General features: G+C 40.5%; 18 protein-coding genes. 9 read left to right on the forward strand and 9 right to left on the reverse strand.

What is annotated here, in order from left to right; genetic code table 11:
• The first annotated feature begins 641 nt into the window (after window positions 1–641).
• The 4 genes from R9C00_17590 to R9C00_17605 all read left to right on the forward strand — a co-directional run bounded on the left by R9C00_17590 (window position 642) and on the right by R9C00_17605 (window position 4,874).
• A complete protein-coding gene (locus R9C00_17590; protein ID WPO33517.1) occupies window positions 642–1,166 on the forward strand; it encodes a hypothetical protein in 525 nt (174 codons plus the stop codon).
• 404 nt (window positions 1,167–1,570) lie between these two features.
• Complete coding sequence (locus tag R9C00_17595; GenBank protein WPO33518.1) at window positions 1,571–2,155, forward strand: hypothetical protein; 585 nt, start codon at window positions 1,571–1,573, stop codon at window positions 2,153–2,155.
• Window positions 2,156–2,225: 70 nt separating this feature from the next.
• The gene (locus R9C00_17600) at window positions 2,226–3,695 is read left to right on the forward strand and encodes an SPFH domain-containing protein (protein ID WPO33519.1); all 1,470 of its coding nucleotides are present in this window, start codon (window positions 2,226–2,228) and stop codon (window positions 3,693–3,695) included.
• A 111-nt stretch (window positions 3,696–3,806) separates the two neighbouring features.
• The gene (locus R9C00_17605) at window positions 3,807–4,874 is read left to right on the forward strand and encodes a Gfo/Idh/MocA family oxidoreductase (GenBank protein ID WPO33520.1); all 1,068 of its coding nucleotides are present in this window, start codon (window positions 3,807–3,809) and stop codon (window positions 4,872–4,874) included.
• A 71-nt stretch (window positions 4,875–4,945) separates the two neighbouring features.
• On the opposite strand, the gene R9C00_17610 is transcribed toward R9C00_17605, so the two are convergent.
• The 3 genes from R9C00_17610 to R9C00_17620 form a co-directional block, all read right to left on the reverse strand.
• Window positions 4,946–5,968, reverse strand: coding sequence for a FecR domain-containing protein (locus tag R9C00_17610; GenBank protein WPO33521.1), 1,023 nt, complete (start codon window positions 5,966–5,968; stop codon window positions 4,946–4,948).
• A gap of 257 nt (window positions 5,969–6,225) precedes the next feature.
• Window positions 6,226–6,846 carry an RNA polymerase sigma-70 factor gene (locus tag R9C00_17615; GenBank protein WPO33522.1) on the reverse strand — a complete coding sequence of 207 codons (621 nt, stop codon included), beginning with the start codon at window positions 6,844–6,846 and terminating at the stop codon, window positions 6,226–6,228.
• Between the two features lie 298 nt (window positions 6,847–7,144).
• Window positions 7,145–10,102 (reverse strand): helix-turn-helix transcriptional regulator, encoded by a 2,958-nt coding sequence (locus tag R9C00_17620; protein ID WPO33523.1) that lies wholly within the window; start codon window positions 10,100–10,102, stop codon window positions 7,145–7,147.
• A gap of 221 nt (window positions 10,103–10,323) precedes the next feature.
• Between R9C00_17620 and R9C00_17625 the strand changes: the two genes are divergently transcribed.
• The 5 genes from R9C00_17625 (at window position 10,324) to R9C00_17645 (ending at window position 19,301) form a co-directional block, all read left to right on the forward strand.
• Complete coding sequence (locus R9C00_17625) at window positions 10,324–12,150, forward strand: cellulase family glycosylhydrolase (GenBank protein ID WPO33524.1); 1,827 nt, start codon at window positions 10,324–10,326, stop codon at window positions 12,148–12,150.
• A gap of 47 nt (window positions 12,151–12,197) precedes the next feature.
• Complete coding sequence (locus tag R9C00_17630) at window positions 12,198–13,139, forward strand: carbohydrate-binding protein (protein WPO33525.1); 942 nt, start codon at window positions 12,198–12,200, stop codon at window positions 13,137–13,139.
• Between the two features lie 494 nt (window positions 13,140–13,633).
• Window positions 13,634–16,774 (forward strand): TonB-dependent receptor, encoded by a 3,141-nt coding sequence (locus tag R9C00_17635; protein WPO33526.1) that lies wholly within the window; start codon window positions 13,634–13,636, stop codon window positions 16,772–16,774.
• Window positions 16,775–16,837: 63 nt separating this feature from the next.
• A complete protein-coding gene (locus R9C00_17640) occupies window positions 16,838–18,358 on the forward strand; it encodes a RagB/SusD family nutrient uptake outer membrane protein (protein ID WPO33527.1) in 1,521 nt (506 codons plus the stop codon).
• A 91-nt stretch (window positions 18,359–18,449) separates the two neighbouring features.
• Window positions 18,450–19,301, forward strand: coding sequence for a glycoside hydrolase family 16 protein (locus R9C00_17645; GenBank protein ID WPO33528.1), 852 nt, complete (start codon window positions 18,450–18,452; stop codon window positions 19,299–19,301).
• A 36-nt stretch (window positions 19,302–19,337) separates the two neighbouring features.
• Here R9C00_17645 and R9C00_17650 read toward each other — a convergent pair whose 3' ends face one another.
• The 6 genes from R9C00_17650 to R9C00_17675 all read right to left on the reverse strand — a co-directional run bounded on the left by R9C00_17650 (window position 19,338) and on the right by R9C00_17675 (window position 25,790).
• Entirely contained in the window at window positions 19,338–19,829 is a 492-nt protein-coding gene (locus tag R9C00_17650) for a DUF2867 domain-containing protein (GenBank protein WPO33529.1), read from the reverse strand.
• A 138-nt stretch (window positions 19,830–19,967) separates the two neighbouring features.
• Window positions 19,968–21,464 carry an alpha-L-fucosidase gene (locus R9C00_17655; protein WPO33530.1) on the reverse strand — a complete coding sequence of 499 codons (1,497 nt, stop codon included), beginning with the start codon at window positions 21,462–21,464 and terminating at the stop codon, window positions 19,968–19,970.
• Between the two features lie 353 nt (window positions 21,465–21,817).
• Window positions 21,818–23,011, reverse strand: a complete 1,194-nt coding sequence (uxuA, locus tag R9C00_17660) for a mannonate dehydratase (GenBank protein WPO33531.1) — start codon at window positions 23,009–23,011, stop codon at window positions 21,818–21,820.
• Window positions 23,012–23,261: 250 nt separating this feature from the next.
• Complete coding sequence (locus R9C00_17665) at window positions 23,262–24,422, reverse strand: iron-containing alcohol dehydrogenase (GenBank protein WPO33532.1); 1,161 nt, start codon at window positions 24,420–24,422, stop codon at window positions 23,262–23,264.
• A 90-nt stretch (window positions 24,423–24,512) separates the two neighbouring features.
• Window positions 24,513–25,145, reverse strand: a complete 633-nt coding sequence (locus tag R9C00_17670) for an NAD(P)H-dependent oxidoreductase (GenBank protein ID WPO33533.1) — start codon at window positions 25,143–25,145, stop codon at window positions 24,513–24,515.
• 66 nt (window positions 25,146–25,211) lie between these two features.
• The gene (locus tag R9C00_17675; protein ID WPO33534.1) at window positions 25,212–25,790 is read right to left on the reverse strand and encodes a TetR/AcrR family transcriptional regulator; all 579 of its coding nucleotides are present in this window, start codon (window positions 25,788–25,790) and stop codon (window positions 25,212–25,214) included.
• Window positions 25,791–25,873 lie beyond the last annotated feature (83 nt).

Below are 25,873 nucleotides of genomic sequence, written 5' to 3' on the forward strand. Positions count from 1 at the left end.
AGTAAAAAAAGGTTTATGTCAGCAGCAAAGATATCGAGGTCAGTAAAAAATAGTTTGTCCAAAAAATGCCTAAACACCCTTACCTTTTATTAGATTAACTGGATAAAATCCACCGTTGTACAAGGTAGAAACATTTTTAGCTTTTCACAATCCAAACATTATATTTTTTTAACACCCAGCTCACTCTTTTCTATATCATATGAAAAGATGTTTAACCTTCCGGTTTGAAATGCATAGTTCAAAATCAAGACTTCCACCATTCCATTAGTTTTGTAGTTGCGACACAAACAAGACCAAATGACAAATAGTCTTGGACAAACTTAAACTATTAACCAGGCCTACCGAAGCATAATTCAAAAACTGTATGCTGAATTTGCGTTAAAATGATACTTTTTTGATTTGCCCTGATTATATAAAATCACCCCTGTCATAAACCCTGATATAGTCTAATACATTATACAATTCATGTTAGAATATGAGCGATAGGCTTGACTTTACCACACATCACATCTGTAAATTAACGTATACCGCACAACTATACATACTTTCTTGTTTATGCCAACACAAACATACTTATGCCATAATTTTTTAGAGGTATCAAAATTTTGAACTAATATTTTCATCATAATAACGTTTGCTTAATGATAATACTTTTCAATTATAACTCATATGTAACTATCATGGAATACTGGGACAAAGTTCAGCAAGCTAAAAAGAGTGTAGTAACTGAAAAAGTTGCTAAAGTAACTGTTGATATCCAAGACCCTAAGCTTGGAGAACCTTTCAAAGTAGTAGTAAATACTTCTATTTCACATCAGGATCTAAATATCAATGGTGTATATGTGAAAATAAGAGGTATTGAAAGAGTAATCATTACAAATGTAAAGATCCCTGCCGCTTCAGATGTAGGAGTTAATGGTGATGTGGAGATTGTAGGCGTAGATTTACAGAGATCTGCAGAAACTAATGAACTAGAGCAAAGCATTTATGGACCTGCTAATCTAACTGCCAACGAAGATTATGTCTGGGAAGCTGAAGTTCAACTTCCTCAAGGAGCACTACCTTCCTACAGAGGGTTTAACGCAGCTCACGAATGGGAAATATTGGCAGGACTAGATGCAAGAGGCTTTGACCCTGACTCAGGCTGGAAAAAATTTATTGTTTAAACATATTCAAGTCCACTACACAAAGTAAGGACTTAAATAGTATAACATTACCAATCACCAGAGAGGCTTACTTCTCTGGTTTTTTTGCATACACATTTGTATTTTCCTTTTGTGGCGAAAATTATAGAGTTTGCTAGCGGTCGTTAAATGGGGTACTTTTCAAAGTTTTCTTCGTATATAATTGGAGAAACAAGAATAAGGTAAATTATATACGTACAACCTTTTTAGGCTATTCTTACGTATATCTAACTAGTATTTTTCACCAACCGAATACTAAACTACACCTCAAACAAAGCACGAGCCATGAATTTAGGTTTTCCCACCTTGGTAAAACTTGTTGAATATCAGGCCCAGAACACAACAAAAGCCTTTACCACATCCTTTACACAATCAAGCTATAGAAAATGGAAACTCTTATTGAATTATTTGGTGCTAGCTCTAAACTTGAAGCAATCTACTGGCTTATGGCAGTAGGGTCCTCAGCCATGCTGGGAATCAGATTGTTATTAGGTACAATTGGGATAGAGCTAGACCACGAACTTGACTTCGACATAGCAGGCATGGATGTTTCCCTTTCTTCGTTCGTTGCTTTTGTGTGTATAGCTGGCTGGACGGGCGTGCTTGGCTTTAACATGCCCACACCACTTACCAAAGCAATGGTAATAGGGGTATCAAGCATAGCTGGCGGCGCTGGTTTTTTCCTTTCCTTAGTCCTTTTCAAGCAAATGAAAAACTTGGAGAACAATGGAAATTTGGAAATTGACAATGCCATTGGGAAAGTAGGAAAAGTTTACTTGGGAATTCCTGGCGAAAGAAATGGACCAGGCCAAGTGGAAGTAGTAGTGCAAGGTCGCCTTACCATTATGGATGCTCTTACTGATGGGGCTACAATAATTACAGGTCAAAAAGTTTTGGTTTATGCCACTGAAGGTGATAAATTACTCGTTGAGAGCTACGACGAAAAGGCTATAGAAGAGGGCATAAGTTAAATTGCAATAACATAAAAGAGCACTTTACCGCTCTTTCCAAAATATTTTTTTCACTCTAACCAAAAATCAAATGGCAGATTTTCTTTTAAACTCCGTTGGGATCACCGTCCTGACAGTTGTGATACTTTTTCTTTTCTTACTGACCCGCTACAAACGATGTCCTTCTAACAGGATATTGGTAGTGTACGGTAAAGTTGGCAAAGGCAAAAGTGCCAAGTGTGTACACGGTGGCGGAGAATTTGTACTACCTATTATCCAAGAATGGAAATACCTAAGTCTTAGCCCTTTGCCCATCGAAATCGACCTCCGAGGAGCACTTTCAAAGCAAAATATTCGTATCAACACGCCAAGTACTTTCACAGTAGGTATCTCTACTCGCCAAGAAATCATGCTCAATGCCGCTGAAAGGCTATTGGGCTTGACCGACGATGAAATTAGGGAGCAAGCATTGGATATCATTTTGGGTCAATTGAGGTTAGTAATTGCTACGCTTACTATTGAAGAAATCAACCAAGACCGCGAGCAGTTTTTGCAGCTGATCAACAAGCATGTAGCTACTGAGCTAAACAAAGTTGGCTTGGAACTGATAAACGTGAACATCAAAGATATCACAGATGAGTCTGGCTACATTGAAGCAATAGGTAAAAAAGCTGCTTCTGAAGCTATAAACATGGCAAAAATTGAAGTTGCCAAACAAGAAAGAAATGGTGCAATTGGTGAAGCCAAAGCGAATAGGGAAAAAGACGTAGAGGTTGCTTCTGAATCTGCCGAATCGGAAACTGGTACGAAAAAAGCAAATGCCCACCAGCGTATTGGAGTAGCCAACCTTGAAGCAGAAGCGGTAGAGGGCGAGAACCAGTCAAAAGCTAAAGTAGCCGAATACGATGCAACTCTTGCCGAAAAAACTGCCGAGGCCCAACGCCGAAGCGATGTGGCAAAAGCCCTTGCCGAAAGGGAAATTCTTGAAGCACAAAAGGCTGCCGAACTTTCTAAATTAGAGAAAGAGCAAATTGTGAAGGAGGAAATTGAAAAACGTAAGAAAGAACTCATTGCTGAGGCACAAGCTGAACAGATTAGGCGAGTAGCAAAAGGGGATGCCGATGCAACCTTGCTCAAGTACAAAGCAGAAGCAGAAGGCTTACAAAAACTTTTGGATGCAAAAGCGAAGGGTTACAAAGAGATTATTGCGGCATGTAATGGCGATAGCAAAGCAGCTTCTACTCTACTCTTATTAGAGAAAATGGAAGAACTGGTTGCCAAGCAAACTGACGCCATCTCTAACCTTAAAATCGATAAAATCACGGTTTGGGACTCGGGTAATGGAAACGGTGAAGGAGGAGCCACTTCTAATTTCATCAAAAACTTCATTAATACCTTGCCTCCTATCCACGATCTTGCCAAGCAAGCTGGCATCGATCTGCCTAACTTCCTTGGTTCGATGAAAGCCGATGAAAACCCAGAGCTTGACGTTGTCCACTTAAAAAATGGAAAAACACCTTCAGCTCCTACAAACGATGCTGAAGCTCCATTAGAGGCTTAAATCTGGTTAAAACAGAAATTTTTAAGGCACAAAGCGATAAGCTTTGTGCCTTTCTTTTTTCTCCTACCTTTGCCCTCTGTCAAAACCTTAAAATTAAAACACAAAACCTAAATGATAAATATCGCCTTTATAGGAGCTGGAGGGATTTCCAAGCCCCATGCATTTGCCCTTGCAGCTTTGCCATTCTATTACCAAGATGCACCCAAGTTCCGCAAAATAGCTGTAGCATCGCGAAACCCCACAGCCAAAGCCGAATTCACCCAATCGCTTGGCTTTGAGGAGACTATTTCCCACGAAGAACTTTGGCAGCGTGAAGATATAGACACGGTGTACATCCTCGGACCTAACGTAGTACATTTTGCCCATTTACAGCAAGTCTTGGCAATGAAAAATATCAAACGGGTGTATGTGGAAAAACCACTTTGCGCAAATGCGGAGGAAGAACAAGAAATAGAAAAAATAATAGCAAACCCTCCTAAGGGAGTTCATTTTCAAGTTGGATTTCAGTTTTTGCAGATGCCAGCCATCCAAAAAGCTTTGGGCTTGTGGAAATCAGAAGACTTTGGTAATGCTTTGCACTTTCGCTTCGTCTATAAGCACAGCGACTATTTAGACAAAGCGTACCGAGATAAACGGCAAAACCGCCTTGTTCCAGCTCCTGAAGGTGGAGCTATCGCCGATCTTGGCTCTCACGCTTTTAGTCTGCTATTGGCTTTTATAGGTAATGAAGTTGAAGTTGTAAACGCACTCCACAGTGGGAATTACGAGGATGTCCCCAAGCATTCGGACTTGTATGCAGAAGTATTTTTGAAAGACAAAAAAAGCAAAGCCATAGGAACACTGGTTGCCAGCAGGGTATCTGTGGGCACAGGCGATTTACTTGAATTTGAAATAAGCGGAACAAAAGGCGCAATCCGTTTCAACACAGAAAAGCCTGATTTTTATACCTATCACCTGAAAGGGCAAACTGAAGGCTGGGTAGAAGTACCTTGCGGTTCTGAATACGAAAGTGTGACATCTTTTCCATCTAAGCACGTGCCAGGAGGCTGGCTAAGGGCACTTATCCATGCCCATTACCTGTTCCTTTCGGGAAGCCAAAGCAGCGAGTTTTTACCCGGCTTGGCACATGGCCTGGAAGTACAAAATTTGATTAGGAAAACTGCCAAAGCATTTAGGTAACTGACAATAAAAAAGCCAAGCAGTATGCTTGGCTTTACTTGTAAAATGAGTAATTGTAATCTGATCTGCAATTATTTTGATGGCTGGTCTATTGTAACCTGTTTGCCATTTATCTTATAAGTAAAATTGAAAACTCCTTGCATTTGCTGCAATGCTTCCTCTAACGATTTGTCTTTCACATCGGCAGAAAAACTAAAATCTAAAATAGCCTTATCCCTTATCACAAAAGAGACATCATAATACCTTTCGAAGGTTTTAAAAACCTTGCTTACTTTCGTTTTCCTGAAAGCAAACGTACTATCAGTCCAAGCAATTAACTCATTATGAAGATTGTCCATTTGAGCTACCCTTCCGTTTTTCACACTCAGTACAGCAGCTTCGTCTTTGGTAAGCAGAAGCGTATTATCTCCATCTAGGTCACCAAAAGAAACTTTACCACTCGTTACCGCAATGGTTTCATTCTCAGCTTCTGGATAGGCTTCTATCGCAAACGAAGTACCCAACACTTTGGTTAAAGAATGAGCCGTTTCAATTACGAAAGGCTTATCAGGGTTCTTGGTCACATCAAAATAGGCCAATCCTTCTAGGTTTACCTCTCTCACACTTCCGAAAGTTTCAGGGTAAGAAAGTTTTGAATCAGGCGCAAGTAAAACCTTTGTGCCATCAGGCAAAACGATGTTTTTTGTTTCCCCTTTCAAGGCAACTGCTTCCAAGCCTGGTGTGCTCGCACTTTGCAACACATATACCAGTGAAAACACACTAACCATCAACAATGCGACGGCCGCAGCTGCCCTAAAGACTAAACGCTTTTTCTTAAATGAAAGCTGGACATGAGTAGTCGTCGCTTGATCTTCTACTGCATCAGATCCTAGTCTGCCGCTCATTTTTTCTATGGCAGCGTCAATTTCGCTATCCGAAAATGTTGGCTCCAAATTATGCTTTTTGGACGAGTTCCATATCATAGAGGCTTCTCTCAGCTGTTTTTCAAACTCAGGATGTTCTTTCTTGAGCCTTGAAATATGGCTTGAGGTTTCTTCGCCAGCCTCTTCTGATAAATAGTGAGCTATCAGTGTCCAGTATTGGTCGTTTTCCATGATTTTACTTCTCCAATTGTAATTTTTCTTTCATATATGGTTGTTAGAGTTACACCACCCTACTCTATGGCAAGCAAAACAATTTATTAACCCTAATTTAACAACTGAACGCTTCTTACCATACTACCAAGACATATAAAACCTACAAGTTGACAAAAAAACTAAAAAATAAAGAAAGAATGTTGAATCACCACAAAATTCGTGAGAGAACGAAAGGGTTCAGGAAGGAAAAAAAAACAGTGCTTTACAGTAAAACATTAGAATGGAAAAAATTGAGCCAGCACTAAAAACAATGCGAAAAAAGGAATAGATTCTTTACTATATAATCCTTTCAATTTATTCCGAAGCTCTTTAAGCGCAAGACCAATTTGGTAATGGACACTTCTGACAGGTACCCCTAACACATCTGAAATTTCTTTGTAGGTAAGCTCTTCATATCTGCTCATTTTGAAAATATGCTTGCAGCTATCGGGCAAATCCTCAATCGCTTTGAATAAATGCTTTTGAAGCTCGGTATAATGGATAGACTCCTCGGTCTTATTGTCCAAGTTGCTGGAAGTCTGAGCCAAACGCTTATGATAATCCATTTCAAACTTCTTACGCTTCAGAAAATTCAATGTATGGTTTCTGGCAGCTCTGTATAGGTAGGCTTTTAGCGAGGTCGTAATATTAATCTTATCTCGTTTGTCCCAAATATTCACAAAAACATCTTGAACCAGCTCCTCTGCACTTTCCTTTTCCTTTACCATCCCAAGTATGAAAACGAAAAGGGCATTGTAGTAAGACTTGATTATGAGTTCCCATGCTTTTCTATTCCCTTTTTTAATCTCTTTGAATAGCTGTTCATCGCTGGCCTTTTCTAAGTTTTCGTTTTTCAATGGATAAAGCTTTTGTTATTTGGAACGAAAAATAATGTGAGTTTGCTTGGTTAATTTCCTTTCTATAAGACGGAAACATAATTGATCAGTTTCAAAATTAGGCTTTATTTTTTAAAACCCAACTGTTAAAAATGTCTAAAAAAATTGGATAAAACCCGCCTTAACTTCCCGTGATGGGGTTTTTACCTAATATAGCACTAAGCAACGATTTTGTATAAAATTTCATTGATTTTATAGTCAAAAACTAGAAAACGTCCTGTTCTCATCCGAGCCTCGCTTTTACTTTAGTAATGAAAAATCACTCCTGTTCGTTGCTTTTTTCATGAAGGCCTGAACTAGAAAACTGCTCTAAAAACTCTACCATATTCACTTCATGATCCAAATCCAACCTTTTTCTAAGTCGATAACGAGCCGTTTCAACCCCTCTCACCGAAATATTTAAAATAGCCGCTATTTCTTTGTTGGTAAGGTTCATTTTTACAAAGCCACAAAGTCGAAGTTCTTTTTGGGTGAGACTTGGGTATGTAGCTTTTAGATCATCAAAAAAAGCTTTATGTACTCTCTCAAAGTTTGTATCGAACACATGGAGATATTTCTCGTCTTGTAGGTTTGTATTTATTTTTTTTGCCAATAACCGTATTTTTTCACGTGTTTTTTCATTCTTAGCCAAGGCTTTCAACTCCTTCAATTCTTCATTCATACTAGCCAAAAGCTCTCTTTTCCCAACAAGCAACACAGTATAGTTAGCCAGTTCTTTACTTTTATTGATCACCACCTCTTCCAATTGCTTCTTATCTTTCGTGATCAATTCATTCTCTTTTTCAAGTTTCATTTGCTGAAGCTCCAACTCTACCAACCGTCGCCTTTCACGTTCCTCCTTACGGGTTATCTTCAGTTTTCGCTTCACCAAAATTACAGAAAGACCAATCCCTACCAACACCAATAATACAAAGGCGCCCATCGCCCCTTTTGTTTGGTACCATTCGGGCAGAATCTCAAAATAGTAAACAGCCTCTTCGGTTTCCCCTCCAAAAATGCTCCTCGATTTTACTTTAAAAGCATAAAATCCTGCCTTCAAGTGGCTATACTCTTTCGAAGGAGCGCTACTCCACTCCGACCAATTTTCATCTGCTAGCCCAAGCTTTACACTGAACTGCTTTTCGGAATTTCCTGCTAGCCCTGGTGAGGCAAACTGAAAAACCAAGGAACTTGTCTGCTGAGGAAATTTATAAGGAGCACTTTTGCTAGAAGCTAAGGGACAGTATACTAGACTATCATCTTCATTCCGATAGCTCACTTGGGTAAAAACCATGCTCTCCTCCAAAGTAGGCGGACTTACAGCCAGATCAAAAAGATAAAGCCCATCGGTTGTGCCCACCAGTACTTTCTGGTTTCCCAGTGGAACAATCAATTCCATGCTTTTGGAATAGGAACCTCTGAGCGAGGCAAAAAGGTCACTTTCAACAGCATCACCCGATTTCTCATCAAAATATCCTACACCAAGCTCATCATCTGCTATCCAAGTAGTATCATTATCACTGAAAATCTGCCTTAAATAGGCCCTTTTATCTAGTATATCAGCCAATTTTGTGTACAAGACAAACTGCTGAGTATTTTCGTCAAACGTATATATGCCTTTCCTAGACAAAAACAATATATTGCCTTTATATGGAAATGCATTTACCCCAAAGGTAGATGGGAGTCCGTTTTTTGTAGTAAAATGCTCTAAACTAGATATCCTCCTTAACTCCTTATCAATCCTTATTTTATAAACCCCACTATAACTTTCACAAATCCAGAATACATTGCTTGTGCCCAGCTGTATAATATCCCTACTTGACACCTCAAACCCTTCTACCTTATTTCTTATGACAAACTTTTCTTCCTCGGTATATTCTAATATATAAATACCATCATATGCACTGGCAAGATAAAGGTGCTCTTGACCTTTGAAAGGAATCACTTTCCAAATACCGTTGGTACCCTCTACATGATAATACCCTTTTTCCCCCAACACAAAAACCCCTTTGTCATGAGAAACAATCAGCTTTTCTTCGTATTTGCCTAGTGACCAGGCCTGGGCTTCAAGTCCGTCAACAATCTTAAAATCTGATGTGGAAATAATTGGAGAGTCTTTTGACAAACGGGTCATATAAACCCCTTGGTTGGTAGCCAAATATAAGCTGTCCTTAAAAGACCGTACATCTAGCACGGTAGCCCCTTCAAACAAAACAGAGACTGGAGAGGCTATTTCTATACAATCAATGCCTTTATTAAGCATTGCCCAAATATTCCCATCATTCGTTTCATCCAATCCCAATACGGTCTTGTCTTGCATCCCACTTATCATAGTAGAACCTTCTAACTGAAATCCATCAAACTCGAATGAAAGCAGGTAGCTATTGATGGTTCCAAGGTAATATGTGTCTTTGGATGACTTTAGCGCACAAAAAATCTGATCACTAGAAAAATTGGGTAAGTGGTTTTTAAAAAACGAAATAGTTTTCTTTTCTGGGTTTACAAAATAAGAATTGCCAGGTTTGGTAAACAGCATAATTTCACCGGCTTTCCTACCAGGCAATACCCCACTCACCTCATGCCCTTCATAAGTGCTGGCTGGAACAATATTCTCAAACTCAAAGGTAGCAAGGGTTAAACGCTTGAGCCCCCAGTCGTCTACTACATACAATCGATCTTCTATTACACTAATCCGCCCAAACCGTTGACTTGCAGGCAACGTAACCGTCTTTTTCCCTGAAAGGGCTATTATGAGACCAAAAGTTCTGAATACAATTTGGTCTTCCACTTCTATTATTTGCCATACATCACCAAAATCACGGTCTTCTACCCGCAAATAATTATTGAGCGACACATATTTATATGTGCCAAACTCATCTTGTTCGAGGCGACCAATTTCTTTCACCCCGCCAACGTACAATTTTCCATCCGAAGAATATAACAAACTTCTAACGGTAGATCCATTGGGTAATTTCACTACACACCACGACGACCCGTCGTAAATGACTACGCCATCATTATTCCCAAAATATAAAATGCCTGATTCATCTTCAGCCATGCACCAAAACTGTAGGTCACCTTTGTAGTCACTTTTGTTAAAATGAACCACCCTTGGGCTTCCTTTCACATCGAAACCTTCCTCCACTTTTTCTATCCCTATCTCCGCATTTGAGAAGCAAGGAATAAAAAAAACCAAAACAAGATATAAAATGTAGTTTTTACTGGAAATTCCTGCCATAGTATTTGTTAGTTACAAAAACACCTAAAATACTCATTTTCAATATACTGATTTTAAATGACGTACTAAAGGCGTAATGCTGGTTTTACCTGATGTATATTAAATGTACTTTCTCAAGCTCTTTTAGCAAAAAAAGAAAATACTATTGGAAACAGGTTCAAAAAACCTGAATAAAACAGATATGATAACCTTATCGCCAAGTTATACCAACAAATTGAAATATGAAAAGACATTTACTACTATACTTTGCTTTTTGGAGCTTTAACCCTCCATTTTTCCACCTAAAATCAAAGATATCTTTGCTCGTATTTTTACTAAGCCTCAGCTTTTTTAACCTTTCGCATGCTCAGTTTTTACATACCAATGGAAAGCAAATTGTCGATAAAAACAATGAAGAAATAATATTAAGAGGGATAGGACTTGGCGGCTGGATGCTTCAAGAAGGGTACATGCTCAAAACATCTGGACCACAGCATACTATTGAAGCGAGAGTAGAAGAGCTTATTGGGAAAGAAAAAAAGGAAGAATTTTATAACGCTTGGCTCAAAAATCATTTTCAAAAAATAGATGTAGACTCTATGGCTTCATGGGGATTCAACTCTATCAGGCTTCCCATGCATTACAAGCTGTTTACACCCCCAATAGAAGAAGAGCCTATTCCCGGACAAGTTACTTGGAACGAAAAAGGGTTTGCCATGGTCGACAGCCTCTTGGATTGGGCAGAAGTAAATGAGCTGTACCTAATTCTAGACCTACACGCGGCTCCGGGTGGACAAGGCGAAAATGCCGACATCAGCGATTATGACAACACGAAGCCTTCTTTGTGGGAAAGCAAGGTCAATCAAGATAAAATGGTCGCTTTATGGACAAAGCTTGCCGAACGATATGTAAACGAACCATATATAGGAGCGTACGACATTATCAATGAACCAAACTGGGGTTTTGAAGATCATGCTTCTGATCCAAATGGATGTAGCGAAAAGCAAAACACGTTGCTCTGGAATCTGCAAAAAAGGGTAACAGAAGCCATTAGAAAAGTTGATAAAAACCATATGATCATCATAGAAGGGAATTGCTGGGGAAATAATTACAACGGACTACCTGCTCTTTGGGACGACAACCTCGTAATCAGTTACCATAAATATTGGAACCCGAACGATGTATCAGCTATTCAGGGAATGCTCGATATGAGAAACCAGCGCAACGTTCCCATATGGCTTGGCGAAAGCGGTGAAAACTCAAACGCATGGTTCACAGATGCCATAGCATTGCTTGAATCTAATAAAATAGGTTGGTCATGGTGGCCAGAAAAGAAAATGGGCTACAATAATCCACTGGAAATAAAAATAAATGATGGGTACAAAGCTATTGTAGCATATTGGAATGGTTCAGGCAACAAGCCTAGCTCGGAAGATGCTTACACTGCGCTAATGGGCATGACGGAAAACCTAAAGCTCGAAAATAATATTTACCACAAAGATGTGGTAGATGCCATGATCCGCCAACCCCATTCTAGCGAAGCACTACCTTTCAAAAGTAACAAAATAGCCTCTTCTGAAGCAACAGTAATCTATGCTACCGACTTCGATTTAGGCCGCCACGATGTAGCTTACCACGATGCAGACTACTCCAACACAAGTGGCTCAGCAGGCGGCTTAACTTGGAACAAAGGATATTCTTACCGAAACGATGGAGTAGACATTGAGGCTTGTTCAGACCAAGTCAGCAATGGATACAATGTGGCTTGGACCGAAGATGGGGAATGGCTCCAATACACCTTAAATGTTGATTCTGCTGGAGCCTATCAAGTTGACTTGAGGTACGCAACCCAAAACAGTGGTTCAGCAATAAAAATCTTAGTAGAAAACTCAGACCAATCTGGAGAAATTGAGCTTCCTGCTACTGGCGGAACCCAAACGTGGGCAACAGCTCAAATAGATGATCTCATCTTGCAAAAAGGAAAACAACAATTGAAGCTTTTCATAGTAAAAGGCGGATTCAACATAAACTATTTTTCATTTCAATTTAAAAAAAAAGCACTGAAATAGCTCTTAAAGCACTTTCAGCTGAATTAAGTGAGGATAATTCGATCATATTGAACCTGAACAAACCTGTCGATACTTTATCCCTTTCAACTAAAGGCTTTAGCTTAAAAGTAGACGACGAACCTGTTGATATTATTGACATTTCACAATACGAAAGCAATACCAAAACAGTGGAGATTTCGCTAGGGAAAATAGGTACTATTACAGATCAAACTATATTGACAATCAGCTACGAAGGCTCACATATAAAAGCGGAAGACGGTACTTTTCTGGAGCAATTTGAAGAGCTTTCCATCAGGAACACCTTGCCTCGTCACTTCGAAATACCGGGCAAGATTGAAGCTGAGAGCTTTTATATAAACCAAGGGCTGGAAATTGAAGAAACATCGGATATAGGCGGTGGCCAAAATATAGGCTATACATCTGCTGGTGATTACCTTGATTATAAAATCATTGTAAAAGATTCAGGCGAATACAAAATAGAAGCAAGAATAGCCTGCTACAGCAATGGAGGACAGTTAGAAATCCAACAGCTCGACACTGGGGGGCAAATCATCAATAGCTCGACGTTACCCATTCCTGTAACGGGAGGGTGGCAAAACTGGCAAACGGTAAGTGCTTCTATAAACTTAAACAAAGGAATAGGAACGCTTAGGGCGTTGATTCTACAACCTGAGTTCAACATTAACTGGCTGAATTTTTCAGCAATAAGGATTGTAAATGGAACAGAAGACCTTGATTGGGAAGAGCAAATAAACATCTATCCTAACCCAGCGAGCACGCATGTTTCTATAGCTATCCCGAAAAACTTGTACCATACCAACAACCAAATTAGCATAAAAGATACCACTGGGAAACTGGTGTACCAGAAAGATAACTTAACAAGAAATGAAGTCGGCAAACTTCAAATCAGCCCTCTACCCAAGGGTATTTACTTAGTCGTATTACGAATGAATACCAAAAGTTGGAAGCGTAAGCTGCTTATCAACTAATGAAGATTACGCAAGAGAGTTTCTCTAAGGCACGGTAAAGCTACTGTGTAAGGCTTGCCTGAATGTGTAAACTAAAATATCAACTGAAGATGAACAATTCACTATTAGAAAAGCTGCGGAAATTACTGCAGCTTTTTTTGTGCCCTCTCACCTCTCTTACACAGAAGCTACCGACAGGCGCCTTAGGAAATAATCCAAAACCCTATTATACCAAACAAGTGTATTTCATACCCTTTATAATATACCTCAAACACTTCCTATTTCATTAAAAAACCATAAAAAAAATAGTTGATTAGTTAAAGATATAAAGAGAAAAAAATAAAATATTTTATTTATTATAAACTAATTATCAATTAGTTGTACTAAATGTAGTAGAAATGACGTAGGGCAAAACCTATTTGACGTAGGTAAAGTGTAGAGCAACTTAAAGCGTTGCCGATTCTGTCCTATACATTTGATATATTAATTTATAATTAACTAAAACAACGATCAATATGAAAGTGGAAATTGTACAATTTCTAAAAAGGCTTAAAATGCCTTTTCTGACTTTATGCTTCACTGTTTTTTGGGCAACATCTTTTGCTCAAGACCTAAAAGTAAGCGGAAATGTTACAGACGATACGGGCGAATCAATCCCTGGTGTCAGCATCCTCATTCAGGGTACAAGTAACGGTGGTGTCACCGATCTCGATGGAAACTTCTCCCTGAGCATCCCCTCTTCAGATGCCATTCTTGTTTTTTCATACATAGGATTTGTTACCCAAGAAGTTCCAGTAAATGGAAGAAGCACGATTGACGTGAAACTCGTTTCAGATGTTTTGGCATTGGAAGAAGTAGTAGTTATTGGCTATGGCGAACAAAAGAAAAGCTTAACTACTGGTGCTATTTCTTCGGTTAAGGCAGAAGAGCTAGAGAACGTATCGGTAAGTCGAGTAGACCAAGCACTCCAAGGAAGAACCGCTGGTGTTTATATCAAACCTACTTCAGGTTCTCCAGGAAGCGGCACAAAAATCAGGATTAGAGGAACAGCATCAAATGGCGGCTCAGATCCTTTGTTTATTGTAGATGGTGTAAGAACTGGGTCTGCAGGTATGGATTACCTAAGCCCAAGCGACATCGAGTCTATTGAAATTCTGAAAGATGCTGCTTCAGCTGCTATCTATGGTGCAGAAGGTGCCAACGGAGTTGTCATCGTAACTACCAAATCTGGCAAGCCAAACTCTGGCGTGATCACTTACAACGGACAAATAGGTTCGCAAACAGCGCAGCCGGATATTATGCCTATGATGAATGCTCAGCAGTACCAAACCTACATGGAAGAGGCGAACGTTCCTGGCGCGCCAACCGCTGCCGATGTGGCTGGTATAGGAAATGGTACCGATTGGTTTGACGAAATGTATCAAACTGCCCCTCAACAAAACCATACGCTATCGTTCAGCGGTGGCGCAGAAAAGTCAACCTACTTCATTTCAGGAACACTTTTCCAACAAGATGGTGTGATCGGTGGTGACAAATCAAGATTCAATAGGTACACTGTTCGTTTCAATTCGAAACACAAAATCAAAGATTGGTTGACCGTAGGAGAAAACCTTTCTTACTCGCTCATCAACAAAACTGGTATTTCGGAAAATGATGAGTATGGTGGAATTGTAGCAGCTGCTCTTTCATTAGACCCCATCACTCCTGTAAGGTACACAGGCTCCACTTTGCCTTCTCATGTACTTACGGCTCTCGATGCTGGCCATCCATTAGTACAAGATGAAAACGGTTTCTATTATGGTATTTCAAACTTTGTAAAAGGAGAATATGGAAATCCACTTGCTCGAATAGACCTTACAAAAGGTAAGACTACGCAAAATAAAATATTAGGAAATGTATTTGCCGAATTGGCTCCATTAGAAGGTCTAAAAATCACTTCTAGAGTTGGGTTAGATGCTGCTTACCAGCGCTACCATAACTGGAGCCCAACCTTCTGGTATTCTTCGGAAAGCCTAAACAATGTAGCTACAGGTTCTGACGAGTGGCAAGAATGGTACACATGGCAATGGGAAAACTTCGCTACTTACGATAGGACTATTGGCGAACACCATTTTACTTTACTTGGTGGTGGTTCTGTTCAGGAATACACCTACAACAACTTGAACGGAAGCTATGCAGGTTTATTCAGGGAAGAAGAAAAATGGTCGTACGGAGATTATGTACCTGATGACACCGACCGTATAGGAAGCCGCCCCGAATCTAGGACACTTGCTTCTTACTTCGGAAGGTTGTCTTACGATTACATGGGCAAATACTTGTTCAATGCCACTGTAAGGAGAGACGGTTCATCTATGCTTTCTGATGGAAACCAATGGGGTACTTTCCCTTCATTCTCACTAGGCTGGGTATTCTCAAACGAAGCTTTCTTCGGAGGTGGAATTTCAGATGTAGTGAACTATGCTAAACTTCGCTTGAGCTGGGGACAAAATGGTAGCTTGTCTAACCTTTATCCTGGTCAATGGCAATCATCTATCGCTACAAACGTAGGTGGCGTGATCAGATACCCTGGTTCAGATGGGACATACTTGCCAGGTGCAGCTCCTTCGAACCTTGAAAACCCTTTCCTTACTTGGGAAACCAGTGAGCAGATTGATATTGGAGCAGATTTCAGGCTATTCAACAACCAATTGACATTCTCTGTAGACTATTACGAAAAGGAAACCAAAGATTTGATCACTCCGGGCGCACCTCCAATTTTTGCAGGAAACAGCCTTCCTTTTGTGAATGCAGGTAATGTACTGAACAAGGGTTTTGAATTTGAAATAGGTTACAACAATGCAAGCGAGCACGAATTCCAATACGGAATTAGCGCCAACTTATCTACCCTCAAAAATGAAGTAACTTATTTGGATCCTAACTATCCTAAAATTGCAGGTGCTAACATAGGAACAGGCTGGAGCGGAGCTACTCAATTTGAAGAAGGTATGCCAGTTTGGTACTTCAATGGATACGTAACAGATGGGATCTTCCAAAGCCAATCTGACATAGATACTTATATTTCAGAAAATGGCTTAGAAGGATACGCTCCAGTTCCAGGTGATCCAAGAGCGGTAGACACCAATGGCGATGGGCAAATCTCTCCTGCCGATCAGCAATACATTGGCGACCCTCATCCAGATTTTTACTTCGGTACAAGAATCAATATGAGCTACAAAGGCTTCGACCTTTTGGTATTCCTCCAAGGGCAAGTAGGCAACGAAGTACTAATGGGCTTCAACCGTACGGATAGACCAACTGCTAATAAACCTGCTTTCTTCTATGAAGACAGATGGACTGGCGAAGGCTCTACTAACTCATGGTTCAGAGCAAATACTTCAAGCACTATTGCCTACAGCAGTGACCTGATGGTGTTTGATGGCTCGTTTGCCAGAATCAGACAAATGCAACTGGGTTACACACTTCCAAGCAAAATCACCGACACTATCCATGTCAAAAATGTGAGATTCTATGTTTCACTTGATAACTTCTTCACATTCACTAGCTACCCAGGTCTAGACCCTGAAGCTGGTTCTGGTGGCGATAACAGTATTGGCATCGACAGAGGATATTACCCTGTGCCTAGAACAGCTATCGGTGGCTTGTCATTCAGTTTTTAATTTTTGATAAGTACAAAACAGATCAGTTTTTACGATTCATCAAATCATTAAGAAAATATAAAAATGAAAAATATATTTATAAAAAAGATAGCAATAGTACTCGCCTTTATGGTGGCTACTTCATGCAGCGACTTCCTCGACCAAGAAGTGCCTGGCAAGTTTGCAGAACAGGATTTTTACCAAACCGATGAAGATGCCGAATTTGCGGTAACAGCTATTTACGACATGGTTTCCGCTCATTATTTTGGCAACTGGGCAAGCTTATATGTGGTAAAAACCATGCTTTCTGACGATAGCAATGCAGGCGGTTCAAACGATGGCGACCAAAAAGGATATCAAGATTTGGACGATTTCAACATCGACTCTCAAAACGACAAGATCAACGACGTTTGGAAAATGCTTTATTATGCCATTTACAGATCAAACAAGGTCATCAACAAAATACCAGGCGAGTCTGATTTGCAAAATAGGCTGATTGCCGAAGCAAAAGCACTAAGGGCTATGAACTACATGGAGCTTGTAAGCCTCTGGGGCGATGTGCCTTTGGTTTTGAATGACATTGCACCAAGCGACTATGGCAACGTACCAAGAACTAGTGTAGCTGAAGTATATGACCAAATTGAAACTGACCTCAAAGAAGCGATAAGCGTATTGCCAGAGGCAAATACCTATAGTCTTTCAGATAGGTTCAGGTTTTCGAAAGGTGCGGCACAAGCTTTTTTAGGAAAAGCATATTTATTCCAAGAAGAATGGGCGGAAGCTGCTGCTCAATTTGATGCGGTTATCTTAAGTGGCAACTACGACTTAGAGCCGTCTATTTCAGCAGCCTTCTCAGAAGCTGGTGAATTTGGAATAGAATCATTGTTCGAACTTTCTTTCACCAACGGAGAGTCTTACGACTGGGGCAACTTCCCTTGGGGAGAAAAACCTGAAAGCAACATCCATATCCAGCTAATGGGCCCAAGAGCAGATTTCTACACCATGGCGCCTGGCGATTCACTTATTGGCGGGTGGGGCTTTAATGTACCTAAGCAAAAGTTATACGATGCCTATATAGGAGCTGGCGACAATACTCGCAGAGCACAAACGATAATGTCAAGAGCAGAATTAGAAGCTGCTGGCGGCAACTGGAGCGTAGACAACGCATGGGACTTTGAAGGCTTCTGGCAAAGAAAATATGGTACATTCCAAAACCATACTGGAGCGCCAGTTGGCGAGCTGAATTATGGCACCAATATCAGAGTCATGCGTTATGCTGATGTACTTTTGATGGCTGCAGAAGCGGAATTCAGAAATGGTAACGAGGCAAAAGCCATTACTTACATAAACCAAGTAAGACAACGACCTGGTACCAACCTACCTGCGCTTACTGGAGTTTCTGGCAATGACCTTTTCGAAGCAATCGTTTTGGAGCGCCAACTAGAACTTGCCTTAGAAGGGCATAGGTTCGTAGATTTGGTGCGTTGGGGAAAAGCCAGTGACGAACTAGGCGCTTTAGGCTTCACCGCAGGTAAAAACGAAGTATTGCCAATTCCTATCAACGATGTAAGATCAGCTGGTTTGCAACAAAACCCTGGTTATTAAAAAACAAAATCACTCATCAAAAACTTAAAATGAATGCTACCAGCTATCTTAGTTGGTAGCATTCATACTTTTAACTAACTATTCGAAATATATGAAGATGATCAACTTATTGATTTTAATAGGTCTGTCCTACCTGAGTGCCTGCTCCTCTTCCGATGCAGATGAACAAGCCCCCACACCAGACTACGAAATCCCCGGACCTGTTGTCTACGGGTTTGAAGACACCGTTACATGGTCAGATGAATTTGACTATACCGGAAAACCCGACCCTGCCAAATGGGGCTACGATATAGGCGGAAGCGGCTGGGGCAACCAAGAATTACAATACTATACCGATAGCCTAAAAAATGCCCAAGTAGCCGATGGCGTATTGAAAATACAAGCGATAAAAGAGGATATTGGAGGAATGAATTATTCGTCCACCCGCCTTATCTCAAAAGAAAAAGGCGACTTTCTATATGGCCGTATAGAAGTCCGTGCTAAGCTTCCTACTGGCGTTGGTACTTGGCCTGCAATTTGGATGCTCCCTACCGATTGGGCTTATGGAGACTGGCCAAAATCTGGTGAAATTGACATTATGGAACATGTAGGGTATGACCAAGACAAAGTGCATATAACTGTTCATACCGAAGCATATAACCATAGCATAGGAACTCAGGTGGGGAAAAGCAAGGTAGTGGAAAATGTAAGCTCAGAATTCCATACGTATCGAGTTGATTGGACTCCTGAATCTATTACTGGCTACATAGATAACGAACAGCTTTTCTTATTCAAAAATGATAAAAAAGGCTCAGCATCCTGGCCATTCGACAAACGCTTTCACTTACTGCTAAACATTGCCGTAGGAGGTAGTTGGGGAGGCGTAGAAGGAGTAGACGAAACCGCATTCCCAACATCTATGGAGGTTGATTATGTAAGATTCTATAAATTGACAGAAGAGTAAAAAATTCACCCAAAACAACACATTCCTAGCCCTTCCTTAGCTTTTGCTATATGCATTTTTCACCATCTGCATCACTACTAGTCTATGGAAGGGCTTAATTATGCCCATATAAATTCTACCCATCGCATTGTTGAACCGAACCAGCGTAGTGACTTTAATATTACTTGAAGAGGCGCTGGTGTTGGCGATAATAGCCCTAAAGTTTAGATGTGAATCATCTGCACCCATAATCACCTCCTGCTCAGAAATACTGTATATTTTGAAAAACTTTACATAGCCCCCTACCCTAAATTCACCCGTATAATCATCGGGAAGACTTGTTTTAAGACCAAAAACCTTAACGATTCTATTTCTTAGGGCAAATAATGCTTCCACCCATTTGGGGCTGGTGTTGAACACCAAGTTTGCAATTTCCTCCATTGTATTCGAATGGTTTGTGGTAGAAAAAGTATCTGCGAAATCTACTTTGGGGAAAAGTTCTTTTGCCTTTTCAGGAATGTAAGGAACTTCTTCTTTTACTTTTTTCATGGGATAAGGCTTGAAGCAATCTTTAGAATACATGTATTTTGTTAAGTGCTGAAATTTAGTACAAAGCCTCAATAATAACTACAAAAAAAGGCAGGAGTTACCCCCCCCTGCCTTGTATATACTTTTTACCCCTTCTACCTAAAATATGATTTTATACACAAAAGCGTGCTCACATGGTTTAGCTTTAGGTACATTTATTTCCAAACCAGCTTCGGTTTGCTTCCAAACTATCTCCTCTTCGCTCCCCAAAAGTTCAATATTTTTCACCTCTTCTGTGCCAGCCGCCAATGCTCGGATTACGCTTGGTTTGGTTGGCCAATCAAGCACAGTGGCATACAAAGTTTCTCCTTTGGTGGTAAAGCGAATATCTTCCGATGTATTGTCAGCATTTTTATCTTCACTCAAGTGACCCTCTACTACTCCCGAAGGACCTTCACCATAAATCTCCCAAGGTCGAGTACCGTAGATAGCCTCTCCATTTATCTTCAGCCATTCACCCATTCCAAGCAAACGCTCTTTCACTGGCTCAGGAATTACGCCTTCTGCCGTTGGGGTGATATTTAATAAGACAGCACCATTTTTACTTACCACATCTACCATAAAGTCTATCAACCTATTGGTCGATTTGTAACGGGGAGTACTGATATTACACCAAGCTTCCCAATCTATCGAATCGTCTGTAAGCCATGGAAAATCTTTCTTTTCGCTCATACGCGAACGTTCTAAGTCAAGTACGGCAGTACCCACTTTCAAGTCAGTGAACTTGTAGGTACAAACTACTTCTTTCCCCCACTGCTCTGCCTTATTATAGTAATTAGCTAAAAACTGCTTACGGTAGCTTTCATCTATTATGTCCATTTTATTATCGAACCAAATAATATCTGGCTCATAATTATCCATTAGCTCATCCAAACGACCAAGCCATTCTTTATTGAACTGCTCATCGGGCAAAGGAGAAGTTTTCGTATCTGCCATAACGAACGTTCCTTCTGGAACTTGAGGACCATAAAGACCTGCAAATTCAGGGTTAGATGCATCCGTGTTTTTATCCCAAGTGGTGTACCAGGCGTACAGCCAGTGGCGGTGATACGTAGCTATAAACTTCAAACCACGTCCTTTTACCGCTTTCTCCATCTCCCCTACTATGTCTCTCTTTGGACCCATATCTACTGCATCCCATTCGGTAAGCTTGCTGTCCCACATGGCAAAGCCATCGGCATGCTCGGCAACTGGTCCGGCAAACTGTGCCCCAGCTTTCACAAAAAGATCTGCCCACTCGTCAGCATCAAATTTCTCTGCTTTGAACATTGGGATAAAATCCTTATACCCAAATTCATTGAGTGGCCCATAGGTTTCTTCGTGGTATTTCCTGATCTCATCCCCTTCGTTATACATCCTGTGCGAGTACCATTCGGTTTTGTAGGCGGGGACAGAATATGGACCCCAGTGGAAATAAATACCAAATTTCATATCAAGGTACCATTCTGGCACTTCGTATTTTTCTAACGATTCCCATTCGGCGGTGTAGGTTAGCTCTTCGGCTTGGGCTACAGACTCAGTTTCTTCGGTTGATTTCTTTTGTCCGCAACTTGAAACCAACATCGTTAAGGCAATAATAAAAAACAGTGTTTTCATGATGATAAGGCTTGATTTCTTGATGATTATCAAATGTAATCTAGCTCTTTTTCAGTATTCATCACAAAGCTTTCACAAGCAAATACCCCTTTTAGCACGAAGTCTACTTTTTTTTATCTTATTCCGATATTTACCATTCAAAAAAAGAAATAAAAAGACCATGACGCCTTCTTTTTTAAAGGAAGACACCTTCAAAAAAATAGATGTTTTAAAAAATTATAGTATTCAAAAGACCTATTAAGCCAATTGAAAATCCCAAGCATATTTCCATAAGTGCTTGGGACATTAAAGAATACTAGAAAGTATACCTTTGTATAATATCGATAATCACTGAATAAATTCGCATACAAAACTCAACTGTTGATATTCTTCAACACACCCATCTCAAGCCCAGAAATTTCAGCCATTGCCTTCATTCTCCCAAAAAGCGGATAACCAGGATTGTAAGCATTATTAAAGTCGGCAAGAAGCCTCCGCCCATGATCTACCCGCATCGGGATACGCTCGCCAGATGCTCTGTTTTTTTGTTCAAGCAACAAGCTTCTGATCATCTCATACATATCAACCCCTCCGCCAAGGTGTTCTGCTTCATAAAAATCACCATTTCCCACCAACTGCGTACTACGCAAATGGGCAAAATGAATTCGAGCCTTGAACTTCTGCATCATTCCCTTCAAATCATTATCTGCCCTAGCGCCCAGCGAACCGGTGCAAAAGGTGAGCGCATTGGACGGAGATGGAATGTGTTCAAAAATCCAATCGAGGTCTTCCATTGTTCCTACAATCCGAGGTAACCCTAGCACTTTCATGGGCGGATCATCGGGATGAATGCTCATTTTAATCCCTTGCTCTTCGGCTGTTGGCAAAATCGCATCTAAAAAATATTTGAGGTTTGCCCTCAGTTTTGCATCATCTATTTCTTTATAATTCTGCAAGAGTTGCTTGAAAATCCTCGCCGCTTCGGCAGGCTCATCTGCACTGATCCCATCGATAAACCCTTGCGTTTTTACAACGATCGTGTCTACCAAACTGTTCTTGTCCTGCTCGCTCATTTCCCCAAATCGCAGCGCAGCCTTCTCCACTATTTCTTTCGGATACTCTTCAGCAGCTTGTTCCCTCTCCAAAATAAACCGATCGAACACCACAAAATCTACAAAGTTGAAATACAGCACCTCCGTAGTATCGGGCAGACGGTAGTTCAGATCAGTCCTTATCCAATCTATCACAGGCATAAAGTTGTAACAGATCGTTTTTAGCCCGCACTCACCTAGGTTCACCAAACTCTTTTTATAATTTTCGATCAACTGATCTCTTTCAACACCTCCGTATTTGATGATCTCGTGCACGGGCAGGCTTTCCACCACCGACCAGCGCATACCATACTTTTCAATTTCCGCTTGTGTTTTTTTAATTTCTTCTACCGACCATACCTCTCCATTTGGGATATGGTGAAGAGCTGTTACGATACCCTCAATGCCTATTTGCCTAATTTGCCCAAGGGTGATCTTATCGTTTTCCCCAAACCAACGCCACGTTTTTTCCAACATAGTATTTATCTGTTAAAGTTATAAAAGGTGGATACACACCGTCTTTGAAAATTGGCTTCCGCCAAAAAATAATCTCCAACCGATCAAAATTAGTCGTTCGGAGCAAAAAGAAAAACCACAGAGAAGATTTGGACAGAAATGTGATTGCACAAAACAATCTAAAACAACCTTTTAACAACGTATTTTAAAACAAAACCCCGATCGAACAAAGCTCGAACGGGGTTTAATCATCTATAACTAAATTACTACTCTAATAACTCATAGCTACAATTTCAGCCACGTCTTTAGGAGTGGTTTCTCCCCGTTCTCCAAGGGCAGTCCAACCCCTTTCTTCCAATCTATCTGCTATAATTTCAGCCGTACCTTCATAGGCTTCGGTATATTCCGAAAGCTTGGTTTTAATACCTAATGAATGGAAAAAAAACTCAATATGATCAATACCTGCTTGCGCTTTTTCATCTACGCCTCCTTCATTCACTCCCCAAACTCGCTCAGCTAATTGCGCCAATTTTTCCTTTTTGTATTCAAAGTTGTGCGTGTACAAGTTTTTGGTTAGAATAGCCAATGTACGTGCATGATCTATTCCAAAAAGAGCCGTTAGTTCATGACCTATAGCATGAATACTCCAGTCCGTTGGCACACCAAGGCGAAGAAGCCCGTTCAAAGCCATGGTACAGCTCCACATAAAGTTCGAAGCAGCTTTGTAGTCAGATGGATCTTTCATGATAGCAGGGGCTACTTCTATCAGCGATTGCAATACGCTTTCGGCAATCCTGTCTTGTAAAATAGCCTCTACAGGGTAGGTTACATATTGCTCCAATACATGCGTGAATGCATCTGCCAAGCCGTTGGCTATTTGGTTTTGAGGAATAGAACTAACCACTTGTGGGTCGAGGATGGAGAACACTGGAAACAACCCAGGTCCGCCCAAAGCAACCTTAGCTTTTATCTCTTTTCTGGTGATAACCGAACCTGAGTTCATTTCAGAACCCGTTGCCGGCAAAGTTAGCACCGTACCAAACGGCATTCCTTCTAGCACAGGTTTCCTTCGGGTAATCAAGTCCCAAGGAGAGTCTCCTTCGTAGAGCGCCGCTGCGGAAATAAACTTCGCACCATCTATTACAGAACCTCCACCCACAGCGAGTAGAAAAGTGATATTTTCAGACTTAATGAGTTCCACAGCCTTGAGCAACACTTCATATTCAGGGTTTGGCGGAATGCCTCCCATTTCCAATACCTTAACATCAGAAAGAGCTTCCTTCACCTGCTCGTAAACGCCATTTTTCTTGATACTTCCTCCTCCGTATAGCATCAATACTTTTGCATTTGCTGGTATTTCACCTTTAAGTTTCGAGATTTTATCTTTCCCAAAAATTATCTTCGTTGGGTTCTTAAATTCAAAATCGTTCATATCAAAAAATGCGTCAAAAGATTAAACAAAGCGCATGTTTAACAAACCAAACATACGCTTATAAAACTACCTGAAATGAAGCTTGTTCAATTAATCTACTACTGTTACCAATTCATCTTTAGGCTTCCTCACTTTTGGAAGTTTTACCAACCAATCGTTCTCCGTATCGCGATAGCCTAATGGAAGTATCACACAGCTTCTCAACCCTTTTTCATTCAAGCCAAGAATTTTATCTAATTCTACCGGGTCAAAACCTTCAATTGGCGTAGCATCTACCCCTTCGAAAGCCGCTGCGGCTATAGACTGTGAAAATGCGATGTATGCTTGCCTTGCCGCATGGTTGAAGTTTGTTTCAGCATCTCTTTTTGGATAACTATTCAACAACATTTGGCGGTAATTTTCCCAACCTTCATTCTTGAACCCACGCACCTCGTTGGTCAGGTCAAACATCCTGTTTATCCTATCCTCTGTATAGGTATCCCACGCAGCAAAAACCAACAGATGCGAGCAGTCGGTCACTACAGATTGGTTCCAAGCTATTTCTCGTATAGCCTTTTTTACCTCTGGGTTGGTAACAACTATGATCTCAAAAGGCTGCAAACCACTAGAAGTTGGAGCTAGCGAGGCTGCCTCAATAATTGCATCAACTTTCTCTTGTGGCACCTTCGCACCGTTCATAGCTTTGGCAGCATATCGCCAGTTTAATTTTTCTAATAATTCCATCACAAGTGTTATTTATTTACAATATTAATAAACGTTCATTCTTTTTTGCGCAAAAAAACAAGGCTGTTACACCTTAATACTATCCCAAGCAGCCTGAAAAGCCTCGTCCAGCGAAGATTTGTCTAGCTGGCAATACACGCTAATCTCGGTATTTGTGAGAAAAGCCAACGGGTAAACCGTATAAGCGTAAAGCACGTAATTAGACATTTTCTTTATAATCCCTTCTTCTTGCCCTCTAACCCATAGATCCAACAAAGGCTGCAAATGCTTCAGTCCTTCCCTCCTACTTTCCATGTCCACCAAGGGTGCATTGTCGCACTGAGACAGAAAACACGCCTCTGCTCGCTGAGTAATTTTGTAGTTGGCAATATTGAACCAAATCTGCTCAAAACTCTTTTTTACGGGCAATCCTTCTTCGTATCCTTCAAAAGCTTTTTTGCTGAAAGACTCTTTTACATCTAGGTAAAGCTGGTTTATCAAATCCTGCTTATTTTCAAAATAAAGATAGATGGTGGCAGGAGATACCTTAGCCAACTTTGCAACCTTAGACATTGAAGCCTCCTGAATCCCACCACTATTGATCAGGTTCAAGGTAGCTGCTAAAAGTGCCTCTCGTTTTTCTATACTCTTCTGAAGTTTTGCCATAATTACAATTTAAGCTTCTTTGCCACTCTCAACTAAAGCACAAAGGTAAAACAAAGAAAATGAATGATCGTTCATTTTTATTT

The sequence above is a fragment of the Flammeovirgaceae bacterium SG7u.111 genome (assembly GCA_034044135.1).
GTDB lineage: Bacteria > Bacteroidota > Bacteroidia > Cytophagales > Flammeovirgaceae.